The following is a 16,636-nucleotide window of genomic DNA, read 5'->3' on the forward strand; positions in this document are numbered from 1 at the left end:
CACAAAGCGCGGCTCGTCCGTTCCTCTACATTATACACATTCTATAAAGGTTTGAACAAAAAATCATCCTATTAACTAAATAGGATGATGACAATGACAATTGATGCTATTATACCAACCAAATCGGCCATCAGTCCAACTTTCAAAGCATCTCCCATTCTTTTTATCCCAACGGCCCCAAAATAGACAGTGATAATGTATAGTGTCGTATCGGTACTCCCCTGCATCACAGATGCGAGTTGACCGATGAAAGAATCAGGACCAAACGTGCGGATCAGCTCTGTCGTCATACTGAGTGCGGCCGTTCCTGAGATAGGACGGATGAAAGCGAGAGGGAGAATTTCAGCTGGAGCTCCAAACAATGACATCAGAGGCTCGAACAGTTTCACGATCGCCCCCATCGCACCTGACGCTTGAAAAACAGCAATCGACACCATCATCCCCAATAAGAAAGGAAGCAAACTGATGGCAATTTGGATTCCCTCTTTACTCCCTTCCACAAACACTTCATAAGAAGGTACCTTTTTAATGGTTGCCGTCACCAGTACAAGCAGGATGATGGATGGGATGAGCCATATGCTGATCATAAACGCATCGCCCTCTCCCTTTTATAATGAAAATAGCGGTCGATCAATAAGGCGGCAATGGTAGAAATAATAGTTGCCAAAATGGTAGCACCTACGATGGAGGTCGGATCCTCTGAACCATACTTCATCCGAATGGCAATCACAGTTGTCGGTACGAGCGTCAGGGATGAGGTGTTGATGGCAAGGAGTGTAATCATAGACCTGCTCGCTTTATCCGAACCTGATAGCTTTTTCAATTCCTTCATCGCTTTGAGCCCCATCGGCGTGGCAGCATTTCCAAGACCGAACATATTGGCCGTCATATTGGACAGGATGTAACCAAGCGCCGGGTGGTCCTCAGGAATTTCAGGGAAGATGCGTTTGACAAAGGGCCGGAAAATTTTAGCCAATCCGGCAAGAAGCCCTGCCTCTTCAGCGATTTTCATCAATCCAAGCCAAAAAATGAGGACCCCTGCAAGACTCAGAGTAATCATAATTGCCTCATCCAATGTTGAGAAAATCGCTTTGTTTACGTCCTCCATCGTACCATTGAAAGCCGCATAGATAATCCCCGTAACCGCAAGGAACGCCCATATTAAGTTGACCATGGCGCTACCCCCATCATCCTGTTCAAGAAGTTCTTCACTTCTGAAAAGAAGGATTGAGAAGGGCGCTCATTCCACACAGGCGCTTCAACTAACGGTGTTTGTCCGACCATGAAGTATGTCACACCGGCTAAATTCGACTCCCCTTGCTGGTCATAACGGTAAAATGTTGCCTGAAGGTCTTCCTTTTCAGATAGGGTGAGAGGATAATAGATATCTCTTGGAATATAAAGGGATTTCCCGTTCACTTCAACGGTACCCTCACTTTGTAGTTTCACCGTTTCAAAATTACTGAATCCCCACTCGAACATCCGTGTATGGTCATTCCAATCATCAGGAGCATTCAAAGTAACAGCGATCAGCTCCATTCCATCTTTTTGGGCACTTGTCACTAAGGTTCGCCCTGCGGCTTTTGTGAATCCGGTTTTCCCACCGTTCGTCGGTTCGTAATATTGGGTCAGCATTTTATTTTTATTCTTCCACGAGTATTCTCGATTTTCAGAACGATACATTTCGCTGCCTGTCACTTCGCGGAACGTATCATTTTTCATAGAGTAGGCCATGAGCAGCCCCAAATCATACGCGCTTGAATAATGGGTTTCTCCATCCAAGCCATGCGGATTTTCAAAGTGGCTGTTATTCATACCAAGCCAAGCCGCCTTTTCATTCATCAGCTGCACAAAACCTTCGACACTTCCGCCTACATGTTCAGCAATCGCTACAGCTGAATCATTTCCAGACCTCAGCATCAACCCATATACCAAATCTTTCAAAGGGATTTTTTCTTTCTCTGTCAAATAAATGGAGGACCCTTCTGTATAAACGGCCCTTTTACTTACTTTCACCTTTTCTTCCATCATTCCTGATTCAATCGCTATGATAGCGGTCATTATCTTCGTGGTGCTGGCAATCAGTGTAGGGTCATAAGCATTCTTTTCATACAAGACCCGGCCTGATTCTGCATCCATCAGAACGGCCCGCTCAGCAGATACCGATATATTAGGGTTCGCTTTTACCTTATCCACCATAAAGGTTGGAAGTAGTAAAGTCATTACCACAGCTACATAAAAGAACCTTCTCAAGAGGACTTCCTCCTATTCACATCATTTGCTTCAACTTATGCAAAAGCGTACAAGCTTATGAGTAATAGAAAAATCCAATTATGGCAGGATTTTGGAAGACTCAGTTCGAAATGTTTGTGTGAGTGGATCGGGGCGGCGGGGGATGAATCGCTTTCCGTGGGAGCGCGGTGAGCCTCCTCGGACTGCGTCCTGTGGGGTCTCACCAAGCACTTTTTTCCCACAGGAGTCTCCCCATCCCCCGCCGCCCCTTAACCATAAATGACTCTCGAAACTCCTCTAAATGAATCGCGATGTTAGGTAAGGAAGCCCTGATTTGCCATATCATGATAATAGTTTCAACCAAAGAATATGCACAAATAAGGTTAGAGAACAGGGTCTGGGAAACGTCCGCATGAAAATCGAGAGGAGACACGGACGTGTGTGTTTTTCTACTGACGGATCCCAAACACTGCAAATCATCGTTTCCCTGACCCCGTATCCATGGCTAGGAAGCGCCTTCCAATATTTCAACTAGGTAAGGTTCACATTATGAATTTTCGGTAGGTGCTCTTTGCACTCCCACGGAAAACTAGTCATCCTCCGCCCCACCTCACCAACATATCGAAATCGAGTCTTCCACAATCGGGATTTATATAGAAAAAAGCTGTCCCTGGTAGGGAACAGCTTTTTAGTCGTCGGCGAAGGGGTCTTCGTTGAATTTTTCGAAAAAGAGATCAGCTTCTCCTTCTTCTTCCCCTTCGCTTTGCTTGAGTTCAGAAAGAGGCGGAAGCTCTTCAATGGAAGTCAAGCCGAAATAGATAAGAAAATCTTTGGTCGTTCCATATAGGATCGGGCGTCCGATGGCATCTTTACGGCCTTTTTCTTCAATCAAACTGCGATTGACAAGTGTCTGGATGGCACGGTCACTTTTGACCCCTCTCAAGTCATCGACTTCTATTCTTGTAATCGGTTGTTGATAGGCAATGATTGCGAGCGTTTCAAGAGCCGCTTGAGACAGCCTTGTCGATCCTGGTGAATCTAGAAGACGCTTGTAATACGAAGCATGCTCTGGCTTCGTAGTCAAATGCAAGGTTCCTTGTGAGTCCATGATGGTGAGACCTCTGTTTTTCGATTGATAGTCTTTCATCATTTCTTCCAACAATGTTTTGAACGTCTTCGCATCCAACTCTAGTAGGTCGGTCAGTTTCTTTTTTGTGATCCCTTCTTCTCCGGCTGCAAAAAGCAGACCTTCGGTTATCGCTTTGTAGTCTTCTAACTCCATGGTGCATCCTCCGTCTTATATACGATTAGTTCATCAAAATGTTGTTGTTGGACACATACGATGTCATTGCTCTTCATCAACTCAAGTAAAGCGATGAAAGTGACGACGATATGCGGTCGTGTTCGTTTTTCAAATAATTGATGAAAAGGAGTGCCACCTGCTTGCACATCAATTTTACCGAGTATTTCTTCCATTCTCATTTGGATAGGAATCTCATCTCTCCGGACCTTCGCTTCCTGTGGTTTTTCTGTTTTGGCCCGCTTTAATAGATTGCCCATCGCTTGAATCATATCGTAAACAGAGGCTTCTCCCGGGCGCACTTCCGTCACCTCTTCTTCCCAGCCTTCCATATTCAATGGAGGTCGGGTGTAGATGCGGTTGGCATCGAGTTCTTTTTCTTTCAGTTCTTCTGCTGCTTGTTTATATTTTCGGTATTCAATCAAACGTCGCATCAAATCTTCGCGAGGGTCATCTTCAAGCTCCCCATCTTCGAATTCATCTTCCATGTTTTGATTAGGAAGAAGCATCTGACTTTTCATGGCAAGTAATGTAGCAGCCATGACCAGATATTCGCTCGCGAGATCCAGCTCAAGCTCCTGCATCGTATGGATATAGTTCATGTACTGATCGGTAATTTGGGAAACGGGAATATTATAAATATCGATTTCGTATCGATTGATCAGGTGTAAAAGAAGATCAAGAGGTCCTTCAAAACCTTCCACTTTCACTTGGTAGCTTTTTTTCATATCATTCTTCCTTTACGTTCCAATGTTCTTTTTATAATGGTATCAAAAAACATCCTGCTGTGACAGCATGTATTTAATGGCGATTAATGTCTTTCGTTTTACATCTTCCTTTAAGTTATACTATAGATAGAAGTACAAGAACCTTATTTTAATCAACAACCAAGCTTTCCATGGTTGTATCAAAGGAATGGATGGTTTATATGTATCCTAAAGCTTATATAGAATTTCTTGCTCATTTCCACGGTACGAGAGATTATTTCGAGTGTCATGAGATCCTTGAGGAATACTGGAAAGAAGTTGATCCTCGCAACCGTTCTTCCATCTGGGTATGGCTCATCCAAATCGCTGTAGCCATGTACCATGATCGCAGAGGCAATCAAAATGGTGCAAAGACCCTCATTAAACGGTGTTTAAGAAAGAAAGTAGAACATGAGAGAGAACTCCCCCTCCTCGGATTGGATGGAGAACGCCTGGAAAAACAGCTGGAAGCATTCAAAGCACGTTTGGACAAAGAGGTCCCTTACCGTAGCTGGAATATGCCCATCATAGATAATGAACTCCGTAAAGAAGTACATCTCCTCTGCCAACAATGGAACGTCGCTTACGGGTCTCCGAGTGACATGTCTGATGAATTCCTTCTAATGAAACATAAAATGAGAAGAAAATCACTTTAAATTCCTATATAAACGAAACAAAGGAGGTGCCGTGAATCGACACCTCCTTATCTTTTATAACTGTGAAGAGGCACTTTCTTCATCACATTTCTCGATGAATGACTCTGTGGCTACATCAGCACATACATGACAATCATCTTTGAAATGGTCACGGACACGATGGATCATCTGCCGACCAATCCCAGCATTACGATGAGACGGGTTGACGGACACGTGCTGGATGATGGCTTTGCCATCTTCCAAACGGACACCGACCGCTCCGAGGATGTCTTCCTCTTTCCACAAAAACAGATTCCAATTCGGATTGGAATCGTATTCTTTTATAATTTCCTGAAGTGTCTTCACGTCTGAAACTTCAGGCATGAAAGAAAGCAAACCCATCGCAATCTTTTCAAATGATTTTTTATAACGAATTAACATATTAACCCCTCAATTATGAAAATAACTTTCCTAGAGTTCCAGATGAGAAAATGGTTACTTTCAATCATTGTCTAATTCTTCCTATATGTCAAGCTTACATGACGATGACGAACCAGTAGTATAAGCCCCAACCGATGCTGAACAACGATAAAAACGTAAACAGCATCCAATTTTTCATTTTCATTATACGCTGCCCCCGTTTTTTTGTGATTTGCCCCGCTACATAGAATATAGCATAGCCCTGGATTATTCAAGCCTGTTTAAAACCGTCTTTTCACAATCGACCAAAGCTGATATCCATCAGAACCCTTTCCTTTGATAGAAAACGGTACAAGATTCACGAGGGCAAGGTACGTATTAAAAAGAAAAGAAATACGAAGCAGATCACCGCCCTGCTCCTTAAACCATAAGAACAAAACGAAAGCTGTTAGAGCATTGAGTAAAGGACCGCCAATACTGATCCAAGCTTTTTCGATATCTTTGAACGGAGGTTTCCGTTCATTCACCGAGTAAGCTCCCTGGAAGAAAAAAAAGTGGATGTACACATGTACCCCGCTTTTTTCCCATCGCCCGATTACTTTTCCCCGGCCAAGGTGAAGGACACTATGATCTGCCCTGAAGTACAGGCCGGGGAATAGGTGACCAAGCTCATGGATGAACAGACTCAAAGGTGCCACTAAAAAAATCAATACGAGTAGTGTGACAATCATGAAGGGCTCTTTTAATGATTACTTGTCCTCAACGCGGACTTTCTGCATGACATCTCCGACACGAACACGATCGACCGTATCCACACCATCCACCACTTTGCCAAAAACGGTGTGACGGCCGTCTAAGTGTGGCTGAGGAGAGTGACAGACGAAGAATTGGCTTCCTCCTGTATCTTTTCCAGCGTGGGCCATGGAAAGGGATCCTCGCTCATGCTTGTGAGGATTGCCTTCGGTTTCACATTTGATCGTATAGCCTGGACCACCCGTTCCTGTTCCTTTCGGGCACCCGCCCTGGATCACGAAGTCTGGGATGACACGGTGGAATGTCAATCCATCGTAAAATTCATCATTGGCCAGTTTCTCAAAATTCGCTACCGTGTTTGGTGCTGCTTCATCGTAAAGTTCAATCAGCATTTTTTCTCCATTTTCAAATTCAATCGTTGCTTGTTTCATTTCTCATACCCCTCTCATTTTTCATAAGATAAATCTAGTCGTGTCATCTCTTGATAGCTCTCTCTTCTGACGACAAGCTGATGCTTTCCGTCTTCGACAAACACGACGGCCGCTTTTTGAAAGCGGTTGTAATTGTTAGCCATAGCATAACCATACGCTCCTGTGCTGAAAACTGCAAGTCTGTCTCCATGTTCAACCGCAGGAAGCGCCACATCCCATATTAGCATATCTCCAGATTCACAGCACTTTCCAGCTATGGAATACTCTTTTTCCGGCTTTTGGTCCATTTTTTCTACCAGCGCTGCTTCGTATTTTGCCTGATAAAGGGCTGGACGGATATTATCTGTCATCCCTCCGTCCACAGATACATACGTCCTTACATCAGGGACTTCCTTAAGGGAACCGATGGTATAGATCGTAGTACCTGCCTCCCCGACAATTGCACGCCCCGGCTCAATCCAGATTTCCGGCATAGGATAATCGTACTGCGATGAGAGGTTTTTCACTTCACGGATAAGGGCGTGAGCATATTGATCCAAATCAAGCGGTTCGTCCTCTTCCGTATATTGAATCCCGAACCCGCCGCCTAAATTCAGTACGGTCGCTTCATATTTATAGCGGTCACGCCAATCGTTCAAAGTAGTAAAGAGTTTTCTCGTTGCCATTTCGAAACCGCTCGTCTCAAAGATTTGTGAACCAATATGGCAATGAAGTCCGACTAAACGGATATTGGCATCATCCTGGACTTTCATGAATGCCTCTTCAGCCTGGCCGCTGCTCAAATCAAAACCGAATTTCGAGTCTTCCTGCCCTGTCAAAATATAATCATGGGTATGGGCTTCGATCCCCGGTGTCACCCTCAACAAGACATCCATCTCTTTCTTCTGCTCTTTGAGGATGGAGTGCAGGAGTTCGATTTCATAAAAATTATCAACGACGATACATCCGATTCCATGTTCTACGGCCATTTCCAATTCACGGATACTTTTATTGTTCCCGTGCATGTGAATCTTCTCTACGGGGAAGCCTGCTTCAAGGGCTGTATGTAGTTCTCCTTCAGAAACGACATCCAGACTGAGACCTTCCTGGTTCGCAACCTGAAGCATCGCGACAGAAGAAAAAGCTTTACTTGCATAGGCGACTTGAGCTGCTACCTGATTTTCTTTGAATGTCTGCACAAATGCCCGTGCCTTTTGTCTGATTTCACCAACATCATATACATAAAGAGGGGTGCCATATTGTTCGGCAAGGTCTGTAGCTGGAACTTGTCCGATTAACAATTGCCCATTTTCATTAACATCATGATTCATCGTAACCCACCTTTTCTACAAACGGAGAAATGATAAAAAGAAAATGCCCCTTGGAGATCAAAGGACATCAAGATTTATTTTAATTTATCACATTGCTAAAGAACGGGCAATACGATTATTTTTGACGGTGATTGTTTTGAGGGTGAACAACGCTCGGTCTCACTTTCAACGATGGCATACTTAGACGGAGAATAATTTGAATCGCCGCTTTTCCATTGAACGGGAGAAATGGCCACAAATAGGGGGTGTTCAACGACTTCGTATTCGCTAAAAGCAGAATATAAGCTAAGAATCCACCCATCAGCCCTTTAATCCCAAATATCGCGACTAAAATCACAAATACGATTCGTGCCATTTTATTAGCCACAGATAATTCATAACTCGGCGTTGAATAGGATCCGATGGCTGCAACAGCTACGTAAAGGATGACTTCAGGTACGAACATCCCTACGTCAATGGCGATTTGCCCTATGAGAACAGCGGCGATAAGTCCCATAGCCGTCGATAAAGGAGTCGGTGTATGGATGGCTGCGATCCTGAGCATCTCCAAACCTAAATCGGCAATCAATATTTGAAAGATGATGGGAATGCTGCTTTCTTCGTTGGGACCTATAAAGGCCAGCGGTTCTGGAAGCAGATGCGGCTGCATGACGAACAACATCCATAATGGTAAAAGAAAAACAGATGCAAAAATCCCAAAAAAACGTACCCACCGTACAAAAGTTCCGACAGGAGGAGACTGCCGGAATTCTTCCGCATGCTGCACATGGTGGAAGTACGTGGTCGGAGTAATGATCGTACTTGGTGACGTGTCGGTCATGATGACTACATGTCCTTCAAATAAATGCGAAGCGACGACATCAGGCCGTTCCGTATATCTTACGAGCGGAAACGGATTCCTCCCCTGATTGACAATGTACTCTTCAAGACTTTTATCCGCCATCGACAAGCCGTCGATATCGATTTTTTGTATTTCATCTTTTAACAATTGAACAAGCCCTGGATCGGCAACGTCTTTGATGTAAGTAATACAAACATCTGTTTTCGAACGATTCCCGACCTGCATAATTTCATTTCTTAACCGTTCGTCTCTGATACGACGACGTGTAAGAGCTGTGTTTTCTATGATATTTTCTGTGTACCCATCCCTCGAACCACGGATGACCTTTTCCGTATCCGGTTCTTCTGGAGTCCTTCCAGGATACGTCCGCACATCAACAATGAAGGCCTCTGTTTCCCCATCGACGAAAATGACCATCAATCCGGAAAGCATCTGGGTGATACACTTATCAATGTCGGAAGTCGTCTCTACTTGTTGATGAGGGATTTCATCTTTTATGGATTTAAATACGGAATCGACGTGGTCCTCCGAATCATTCATTTCCATTAATTGGCGCATCACTTCTACAACGATGGGTGTCTCTACCAACCCTGTGACATAATAGAAGTTCACTTCCACACCTAGTAAGGTCAACGTACGGAAACCGGCATCAAATGATTGGTCTACGCCAATGCGTTCATTCATCGTCTTCCGGTTTTGGTCGAGCTTCATGACGATGGGCGTTCCTTGTTTCTTCGTAGGCATAAACCTCCACTCCTTGATCTCGAGTTATCCTTTAGGCTTGAAAATAACAGCAACGATAAAACCAAACAATATGGCGGATGCAATACCGGCAGATGTCAGTTCAAAAATACCGATGGCCACGCCGATAAAGCCATGTTCATCCGCCTGTTCCATAGCTCCATGCAAAAGCGAATGCCCGAAACTTGTAATCGGCACAGTGGCTCCTGCACCTGCAAATTCAATGAGGTTATCATAGAGATCGAACGCGTCCAGGACCGCGCCTGCTACAACAAAGGAAGACATGACGTGGGCTGGAGTCAATTTGAATACATCCATTAAAATCTGCCCGATCACACAAATGCTCCCCCCGACGATAAACGCCCATAAGAATGTCATGATCCTTCCTCCCCTCTCGTGAGCACAACGGCATGAGCGATTCCCGGAATCGATTCCTTCTGTTGAAGCATCATCGGACTCATGAGCGCACCTGTCGCAACAATTAACACACGCTTATATTTACCACTCATCAAATCCTGCACAATTTTCCCATAAGTCACGACCGCTGAGCACGCACATCCGCTTCCCCCTGCAAACACAGGTTGGTCGCTATGATAGACCAGCAGCCCACAATCTTTATGGACATCACTGATATCATAGCCATCCTGTTTCATCAAATCTTTAAGAATAGGGGTTCCCACAGAGGACAAGTCCCCCGTTGCGATCACATCATAATCCCCCGGAACACGCCCCATGTCTTCCAAATGCGTTTTGATGGTGTCCCAGGCGGCTGGTGCCATCGCCGATCCCATATCAAACGGGTCCTTGACGCTATAATCCATGACTTTTCCAATGGTTGCCGCTTCGACCTTAACCTTCGATGGTGTTTTCGAAAGAAGGGCAGCCCCGCTTCCTGTAACGGTAAACGTAGCGGTACCCGGCTTTTGTCCCCCATATTCCGTTGGATAGCGGAATTGTCGTTCGGCTGTACAGTTGTGAGAACTGACGGCTACTAATGCTTGGGTGGCGTACCCTGATGAGACGAGCGCAGCACCTGTGGCGAGTGTCTCCATACTCGTCGAACAAGCGCCGAACATACCTAAAACAGGTATACCTAACTGTCTCGCTACATAGTTTCCTGTGACGTTTTGGTTCAAAAGATCTCCAGCTAAAAACAAATCAATATTGGATTGGTCGACCCCTGCTTTTTGCAGACAAGTGTTAACCGCATCTGTCATCAGTTTGCGTTCAGCAAGCTCCCAGTTGGATTCACCACAGTGAAGCTCTTCATGAATGACGTCATACGTTTCTTTCAGTGGACCTTCTCCTTCCATCGGACCGACAGCCGTGCCCGTGGATTGTAAGTAGACCGGATCGGTAAACGTCCACGAATGTGTTCCAGTTTTAGCCATATGCTTTTCCTCCTAAAAAATAAGCGACCATACGTAACGAATGATTCCTAATACATAAGCAGCGACAACACCAAATACAATGACAGATCCTGCTAACTTGAATAAGTTGGTGGCAACCCCGAGCACGAGCCCCTCAGATTTATGCTCCAATGCTGCTGAGGTAATCGAGTTTGCGAATCCAGTGACTGGAACCGCTGAACCAGCACCAGCAAACTGTCCGAGCTTATCATACACACCGAAACCTGTAGCGAGAGCAGAGAGTAGTATTAGAGTCGCTACCGTCGGGTTGATGGCATTTTTTTCACTATAGTCAAACCAGTGGATATACATTTGTGTCAAAAGTTCACCAAACACGCAAATCAACCCACCTATAATAAATGCTTTCAAACAATTCATGACATAAGGCGGTTTCGGTTGATAGGATTTTCTCGCCTTATCAAAGTTCTTTTCATTGAGCGGTTGTTTAGCCACACTACTTCCTCCTAATCACAGATCGTTCACCTGACAAAAATGATCCATTGGAATAAAGATCCCGCAATTTTCCCAAGCACCAGAGCCATTAATAGCGTAAAGAGAAAACCATCCACACCGATTCGTTTGAATAAAAGTGGAAATACATTCAAGACTTCCGTCAGAGCAGCGGCCAGCATTCCTATGAAGACCCCATGAAAAAGTCCCCATATGACGAGGCCAATTAAGGTCATCTTCACAGGTCCATCCCCAAATGAAAGGTAAATCCCTGCGAAAACGCCTAGAATCACGGCCATTTCATAACTCCGGAGTTTTGATTCCGAATGGCTCAACTGCATGAGCCTCGGGACAATCCCGAGGACTGTCAAAAAAGCGACGAAGCCTGTTCCAACAGCAATGCCAGCAGCAAGTCCAATGAGTGCTTCAACGATCCACATCCTGTTTTTCCACCTTATTCTCCTTAATGGCTACATAATGGTCCAGATCTTCCTGGTAATTGAATATCTCTACTTCCATCGGACTCGGCTCTTCATTGAATCGTTTCTGAAACCAGTGGTTAAAAAATAAGATCATTCCTATCCCAAGACCGATGGAATACGGCACCTGGATCCATAACGGATGTTCCACTTTCTCCCCTGTCAACATGAAGTGCAGCTTCTGTTGAACGGCCTGCATGCTCACATCATAATGGAAGTTCATAATCGCCATCGCTGCTCCAATAAAAAGCAGGACCCATATCGCACTAATCAATAGAGGGGACGGCTGCTTTTGGTGTTTTTCAACATGAACCACGCATTGATTCGGGCCGATCAGTTCGACCTCAAGCTCCGGAAATTTCTCGATCACTTGTTCAATGATCATGAACGAATCGATAACCACGATGTTTTGGTCATCTTCGGTCACTTGATGCAAGACCATCTGCTCCAAGACAGGTTTATGACGCTTTTGACCCGTCACACGAGCCACATCCTGCAAACGGATTTTTGCCAAGGGTTGAACATAGATCGATTGTTTTGTACGTATATAGACAGGAGTCGCCAATCCTACCGCCTCCCCTGTGTAAATTTTCTTAGACTTATTATGTGTGAGATCGGAAAAATCATACGAAGAGTCCTTGGTTATTGGATAATGGAAAATATCGTGTATTTGAAGCTGCTACAAGAAGGTTCAGGCACACGATTTTTTACCAGAAAATAAAAAAAGCTGTACCATTATAGGTACAGCCCTCAGCTTGTATCATTCATCGTTTCCTTCATATCAGCAAGGATTTTCTTTTCCAACCGCGATACTTGTACTTGCGATATGCCTAAACGTTCCGCCACTTCGGTTTGCGTTTGATCTTTGTAATAACGCAAGTAAATAATAAGCCGCTCCCGCTTGTCCAGTTTACTCATCACATCCTGGAGGGTTAGATGATCGAACCAGTTGCTTTCCTCTTCGGCAATCTGGTCGACGAGCGTGATCGGGTCGCCTTCGTTTTCATATACCGTTTCATAAATGGACTGAGGAGTTCGTCCAACTTCCTCCGCCTGGACGATTTCCTCCCTTGTAAGCCCTAACGCATCTGCCAGTTCATTAACCGTCGGAGAGCGGCCATATTCTTTTAACAGCTCTTCTTTCTTGCCACGGACTTTATGATTCAGTTCTTTCAAACTCCGGCTCACTTTCACACTGCCATCATCACGAATGAAGCGCTGGATTTCACCAATGATCATCGGTACGGCATACGTAGAAAAACGCACATCATAACTCAAGTCGAATTTGTCGATCGATTTGAGCAGGCCGATACAGCCGATTTGATACAGATCATCCTGATCGTATCCACGCCTGAGATATCGCTGGACGACCGACCATACGAGACGGGTGTTTCTTTCTACCAAATAATCCCTCGCCTCTTGATCGCCCGCCTGACTCTTTTTGATCAGCTCTTTGACATCTTTGTCGGACAGACGTTCTTTTGTCGTATCGCTCATAGGCGGCGCCTCAATTGCACAAAGCGCGGGTTGACGTCAACTGCTTCGTCATTCGGATCGTTGTTCCGACCCCGGGCTCTGATGTAATGTCTACGCGATCCATGAAATTCTCCATGATGGTAAAACCCATTCCCGAGCGTTCCCATTCCGGTTTCGACGTGTATAGCGGTTCTTTCGCAATATCGATATTTTCAATACCCTGACCGCGATCCTGAATGATCAGTTCGATTTCTCCGTCATCAATGGCACAAGTAAGCATGACTTTTTCATCATTTTTCTCTTCGTAACCATGAATAATGGCATTCGTGACAGCTTCAGAGACGACGGTTTTAATATCCGTAAGCTCTTCCATCGTCGGATTGATTTGACTGACAAAAGCGGCTACCGATACACGGGCAAGGGATTCATTTTCACTCACACTCGTAAACTCCAGCGTCATTTCATTTCGCATGATGCCACCCCCAACATCTCAAGCGCGGATGCCTCATCATCCACGAGCTTCATGATTTTGAACATTCCCGACATATCGAACAATCTCCGAACCTCAGGCGAAATCGAGCAGAGCACCATTTCGTTCCCTTTTGCTTGTACCTCTTTATAACGACCGAGCATCACACCAAGGCCTGAACTATCCATGAAGGACAATTTTTGTAAATTGACAATCACATGTTCGACACCGTTGTTCGCGAGCTCCTTCTGCCAAGCTTCCCGAAGAGTTGTGGCTTCATGATGATCCAGCTCTCCATTTAACCTGACGAGCAAAACATTCTCTCTGACAGCAAAATTAACTTGAAGACTCAAGTGAATTACCTCCTCTGACTTTATAAGAGTCACTATGTCTTTTCGTAATTTTCGCTGTCATTTCCTGCTCAAAAACATAACTAGTGAGAAAATGCTAAAACCTCTGAAAGCTCGTCAAATTCTTCCACGAACGCTGCCATAGGGCAGGGAAGCCTGCTTTTTCCACGGTTTCGACCGTTTCGAGACGAACTTTAGCTACTTCCTGATCCCCATTCTTCACGATCACCCATCCCATATGGGCCCCTTTTTCCAATGGAAGGTCTGATTTCTCCACTACTTTCAGCTCTGTTTCATACTTGCTCTTCTTATCATTTTTCTTCTTAAGGACGACGACGTCTTTTTCAGGGGAAAGGTTCAGCTCCAGAGGGTTCCCTCTCGTCATTTTCATGGTTTTCATCGTGTCATCCTTCGAATAGAGTTTGACGCCCTCATACTGACTGAAACCATAATCCAAAAGACTTGTCACATCCGAGTTCCTCTTTTTCGGATTTTCTGCTCCCATCACGACAGCGATCATATGCATATCATCGCGCTTAGCCGAGGCCGTGAGACAATATTTCGCCTCACTTGTATAACCTGTTTTCAGTCCGTCCATTCCTGGATAATTCTTAATTAACTTGTTCGTGTTGACTAACCAGAATTCATTGTCCTGCCCTTTACGTAAATAATCATCATAAATTTTTGTGTACGTTGTCACTTCATCATGAAGCAGCAGTTCTCTTGCCATGACCGCCATATCACGAGCCGTACTGTAATGACCTTCAGCCGGCAGACCTGTCGGGTTTTGGAATTGTGTATTCTTCAAACCGAGATCTTTTGCTTTTTGGTTCATTTGAGCGACAAACTCTTTTTCACTTCCGGCAATCCGTTCAGCCATAGCGACACTCGCATCATTTCCAGATGCGACAGCAATCCCTTTGAGCAAATCTTCAACGGTCATCTCTTCGCCAGCTTCAAGGAAAATTTGAGAACCTCCCATAGAAGCGGCGTGTTCACTGATACGTACTTTTTCATCCAGCTTGATGCCGCCTTTATCAAGTTCTTCCATGATCAACAACAGCGTCATGACCTTCGTCATACTCGCAGGGGGCAGCTTTTTATTTGAATCCTTATCATAAAGCGTCATCCCGCTGTTCTTCTCCATCAATATCGCCGACTTCGCCGAATTGACGATCTCAGTTGAATCCCTTTCTTCTGCAAAAGTCATGTTTAACGGAAAAAGTGAGACAACTAAACAAAGAGCGAGACACACACCCATCATTTTTTTCATAACCTAAACCTCCCATTGCTTTAAGTGCCCCTAGCTTTCCCTTACCATCATCTTCTATACATAATGCAAAACAGCACCATTAGGTATTCAACCATATGGCAGGTTTGTGTAAGACTCGATTTCGAGACTTCTTGAGAATTTAGGGGCTCCGGGAAAAGGTTCGCTTTCCGTGGGCGAGTGATGAGCCTCCTCGAGCTAACGCTCTGCGGGGTCTCATCTACCACGCACTTCCCACAGGAGTCTCACCTTTTCCCTCCGCCCCTTGGCCATGTGAGGTTCTCGAAATCCCTCTTATAGTACCCTGCAAAAAACTGTTTTAAATCCTGCTTAAACCGCGTCGATATAGGATTATCGACCATAAAAACCCCTATTGATGGAAGGTAGTTTCGAGAATTTTTTCCGGCAAGTGGGCTGAGGGGAATGGCGAGACTCCTGCGGGAAAAAAGTGCAGGGTGAGACCCCACAGGACGCAGTCCGAGGAGGATCCCGCTCTCCCGCGGAAAGCGAGCTATTCCCCGCAGCCCCATCCACACAACAAAAGTCTCGAAACTGAGTCTTCCAGAAAAGGGAGCGTTTATTGAAGACTACGGGTAGGAGAACAACAAAAAACACGACCTTGGTAGGTCGTGTTTTAGATGTGGCGTTTGTTTTCTTCTTGTTTAAGCCAGTGGCGGATGCCTTTGCCGGCGTGGGGTTCGTCCTGGAAGCGGGGGATGATGTGCATGTGAGCATGGAAGATATGCTGCCCACCTGTTTTGTAACAGTTATAACCGATGTTGTACCCGTCCGGTTTAAGTGTTTCATCAAGCCAGCTTTTAACTTGTTGAATCATTTCCTGCGTATCGATCCATTCCTCTCTGGAAAGGTCAAATACGGTTGTTTTATGTGATTTGGGAACGATCAACCCTGAGCCCTTTAATATACGCTGGTCTTTTTGGACAAAGTAGCAGGAGTCGTTTTCAAAAATGATTTTCTGTTCTTTATCCGCTTCTGGTGAGCATAAAACACACTGATCCATGTCTTCCCCTCCCTATGTAATCGGTATGAAGCTTTCGATAAAAATAAAGGCCATCATGGAAGAAACTACGAGAATGACCGTTCCTCTGATGACGCGATCGTCTCTTAGATAATGAATGCCTGTAAAAAAATATAAAAGAGCCAACACGAGTGCTACGAGATCAAAGCTTACATTCAATGAAAAAAACCAATTGAACAAGACAAGAACAAGAGCGGCTAGCGCGACGAGCAACTCCAAAAACCGAATCATGCATTCGCCCCCTTCTACAAGAATAATATCATGAACCGCCCTGTTTATGAATAT

22 protein-coding genes are annotated in these 16,636 nt (G+C 44.9%); 1 reads left to right on the forward strand and 21 read right to left on the reverse strand.

The window, feature by feature from the left end; all coding sequences use genetic code 11:
• Window positions 1-71 precede the first annotated feature (71 nt).
• The 5 genes from ACJA3J_RS11585 to ACJA3J_RS11605 all read right to left on the reverse strand — a co-directional run bounded on the left by ACJA3J_RS11585 (window position 72) and on the right by ACJA3J_RS11605 (window position 4,260).
• Window positions 72-587, reverse strand: a complete 516-nt coding sequence (locus tag ACJA3J_RS11585) for a spore maturation protein (protein WP_089654045.1) — start codon at window positions 585-587, stop codon at window positions 72-74.
• Window positions 584-1,174: a nucleoside recognition domain-containing protein gene (locus ACJA3J_RS11590; RefSeq protein ID WP_089654046.1), complete on the reverse strand. Its 591-nt coding sequence runs from the start codon at window positions 1,172-1,174 to the stop codon at window positions 584-586. The genes ACJA3J_RS11585 and ACJA3J_RS11590 overlap by 4 nt, the downstream gene beginning before the upstream one ends.
• Complete coding sequence (locus ACJA3J_RS11595) at window positions 1,162-2,223, reverse strand: D-alanyl-D-alanine carboxypeptidase family protein (RefSeq protein WP_115894628.1); 1,062 nt, start codon at window positions 2,221-2,223, stop codon at window positions 1,162-1,164. Before ACJA3J_RS11595 ends, ACJA3J_RS11590 begins: the two co-directional genes overlap by 13 nt.
• Before the next feature lie 697 nt (window positions 2,224-2,920).
• Window positions 2,921-3,514: an SMC-Scp complex subunit ScpB gene (gene scpB / locus ACJA3J_RS11600; protein ID WP_089654047.1), complete on the reverse strand. Its 594-nt coding sequence runs from the start codon at window positions 3,512-3,514 to the stop codon at window positions 2,921-2,923.
• On the reverse strand, window positions 3,505-4,260 hold the full coding sequence (locus ACJA3J_RS11605; protein ID WP_406944061.1) for a segregation/condensation protein A: 756 nt from the start codon (window positions 4,258-4,260) through the stop codon (window positions 3,505-3,507). Before ACJA3J_RS11605 ends, scpB begins: the two co-directional genes overlap by 10 nt.
• Window positions 4,261-4,460: 200 nt before the next feature.
• On the opposite strand from ACJA3J_RS11605, the gene ACJA3J_RS11610 reads away from it, so the two are divergent.
• Window positions 4,461-4,934, forward strand: a complete 474-nt coding sequence (locus tag ACJA3J_RS11610; RefSeq protein ID WP_089654049.1) for a DUF309 domain-containing protein — start codon at window positions 4,461-4,463, stop codon at window positions 4,932-4,934.
• Between the two features lie 54 nt (window positions 4,935-4,988).
• On the opposite strand, the gene ACJA3J_RS11615 is transcribed toward ACJA3J_RS11610, so the two are convergent.
• From ACJA3J_RS11615 to ACJA3J_RS11690, 16 genes are all read right to left on the reverse strand, one after another.
• Window positions 4,989-5,354, reverse strand: coding sequence for a GNAT family N-acetyltransferase (locus ACJA3J_RS11615; protein WP_089654050.1), 366 nt, complete (start codon window positions 5,352-5,354; stop codon window positions 4,989-4,991).
• 260 nt (window positions 5,355-5,614) lie between these two features.
• Window positions 5,615-6,064, reverse strand: coding sequence for a site-2 protease family protein (locus tag ACJA3J_RS11620; RefSeq protein WP_406944062.1), 450 nt, complete (start codon window positions 6,062-6,064; stop codon window positions 5,615-5,617).
• An 18-nt stretch (window positions 6,065-6,082) separates the two neighbouring features.
• The gene (locus ACJA3J_RS11625) at window positions 6,083-6,517 is read right to left on the reverse strand and encodes a peptidylprolyl isomerase (protein WP_089654052.1); all 435 of its coding nucleotides are present in this window, start codon (window positions 6,515-6,517) and stop codon (window positions 6,083-6,085) included.
• Between the two features lie 14 nt (window positions 6,518-6,531).
• Window positions 6,532-7,827 (reverse strand): diaminopimelate decarboxylase, encoded by a 1,296-nt coding sequence (gene lysA / locus ACJA3J_RS11630; protein WP_089654053.1) that lies wholly within the window; start codon window positions 7,825-7,827, stop codon window positions 6,532-6,534.
• A 115-nt stretch (window positions 7,828-7,942) separates the two neighbouring features.
• Window positions 7,943-9,412: a spore germination protein gene (locus ACJA3J_RS11635; RefSeq protein WP_406944063.1), complete on the reverse strand. Its 1,470-nt coding sequence runs from the start codon at window positions 9,410-9,412 to the stop codon at window positions 7,943-7,945.
• Between the two features lie 24 nt (window positions 9,413-9,436).
• The gene (gene spoVAE, locus ACJA3J_RS11640; protein WP_089654055.1) at window positions 9,437-9,787 is read right to left on the reverse strand and encodes a stage V sporulation protein AE; all 351 of its coding nucleotides are present in this window, start codon (window positions 9,785-9,787) and stop codon (window positions 9,437-9,439) included.
• Complete coding sequence (gene spoVAD / locus ACJA3J_RS11645) at window positions 9,784-10,800, reverse strand: stage V sporulation protein AD (RefSeq protein ID WP_089654056.1); 1,017 nt, start codon at window positions 10,798-10,800, stop codon at window positions 9,784-9,786. Before spoVAD ends, spoVAE begins: the two co-directional genes overlap by 4 nt.
• Window positions 10,801-10,812: 12 nt before the next feature.
• Entirely contained in the window at window positions 10,813-11,271 is a 459-nt protein-coding gene (spoVAC, locus tag ACJA3J_RS11650; protein WP_089654057.1) for a stage V sporulation protein AC, read from the reverse strand.
• Window positions 11,272-11,297: 26 nt separating this feature from the next.
• The gene (locus tag ACJA3J_RS11655; RefSeq protein ID WP_406944064.1) at window positions 11,298-11,708 is read right to left on the reverse strand and encodes a stage V sporulation protein AB; all 411 of its coding nucleotides are present in this window, start codon (window positions 11,706-11,708) and stop codon (window positions 11,298-11,300) included.
• Window positions 11,695-12,312, reverse strand: coding sequence for a stage V sporulation protein AA (locus ACJA3J_RS11660; RefSeq protein ID WP_089654059.1), 618 nt, complete (start codon window positions 12,310-12,312; stop codon window positions 11,695-11,697). The genes ACJA3J_RS11655 and ACJA3J_RS11660 overlap by 14 nt, the downstream gene beginning before the upstream one ends.
• A 185-nt stretch (window positions 12,313-12,497) precedes the next feature.
• The gene (sigF, locus tag ACJA3J_RS11665) at window positions 12,498-13,244 is read right to left on the reverse strand and encodes an RNA polymerase sporulation sigma factor SigF (RefSeq protein WP_406944065.1); all 747 of its coding nucleotides are present in this window, start codon (window positions 13,242-13,244) and stop codon (window positions 12,498-12,500) included.
• 10 nt (window positions 13,245-13,254) lie between these two features.
• Complete coding sequence (spoIIAB, locus tag ACJA3J_RS11670) at window positions 13,255-13,695, reverse strand: anti-sigma F factor (RefSeq protein ID WP_089654061.1); 441 nt, start codon at window positions 13,693-13,695, stop codon at window positions 13,255-13,257.
• On the reverse strand, window positions 13,680-14,045 hold the full coding sequence (spoIIAA, locus tag ACJA3J_RS11675; protein ID WP_089654062.1) for an anti-sigma F factor antagonist: 366 nt from the start codon (window positions 14,043-14,045) through the stop codon (window positions 13,680-13,682). The genes spoIIAB and spoIIAA overlap by 16 nt, the downstream gene beginning before the upstream one ends.
• A 94-nt stretch (window positions 14,046-14,139) precedes the next feature.
• Window positions 14,140-15,315, reverse strand: a complete 1,176-nt coding sequence (locus ACJA3J_RS11680; protein WP_406944066.1) for a D-alanyl-D-alanine carboxypeptidase family protein — start codon at window positions 15,313-15,315, stop codon at window positions 14,140-14,142.
• Window positions 15,316-15,946: 631 nt separating this feature from the next.
• Window positions 15,947-16,333, reverse strand: a complete 387-nt coding sequence (locus ACJA3J_RS11685) for an HIT family protein (protein ID WP_089654064.1) — start codon at window positions 16,331-16,333, stop codon at window positions 15,947-15,949.
• 12 nt (window positions 16,334-16,345) lie between these two features.
• On the reverse strand, window positions 16,346-16,582 hold the full coding sequence (locus ACJA3J_RS11690) for a hypothetical protein (protein WP_406944067.1): 237 nt from the start codon (window positions 16,580-16,582) through the stop codon (window positions 16,346-16,348).
• Window positions 16,583-16,636: the final 54 nt, after the last annotated feature.

Origin of the sequence: Halobacillus sp. SY10, from assembly GCF_045401165.1 — a bacterium.
Lineage (GTDB): Bacteria > Bacillota > Bacilli > Bacillales > Halobacillaceae > Halobacillus > Halobacillus aidingensis.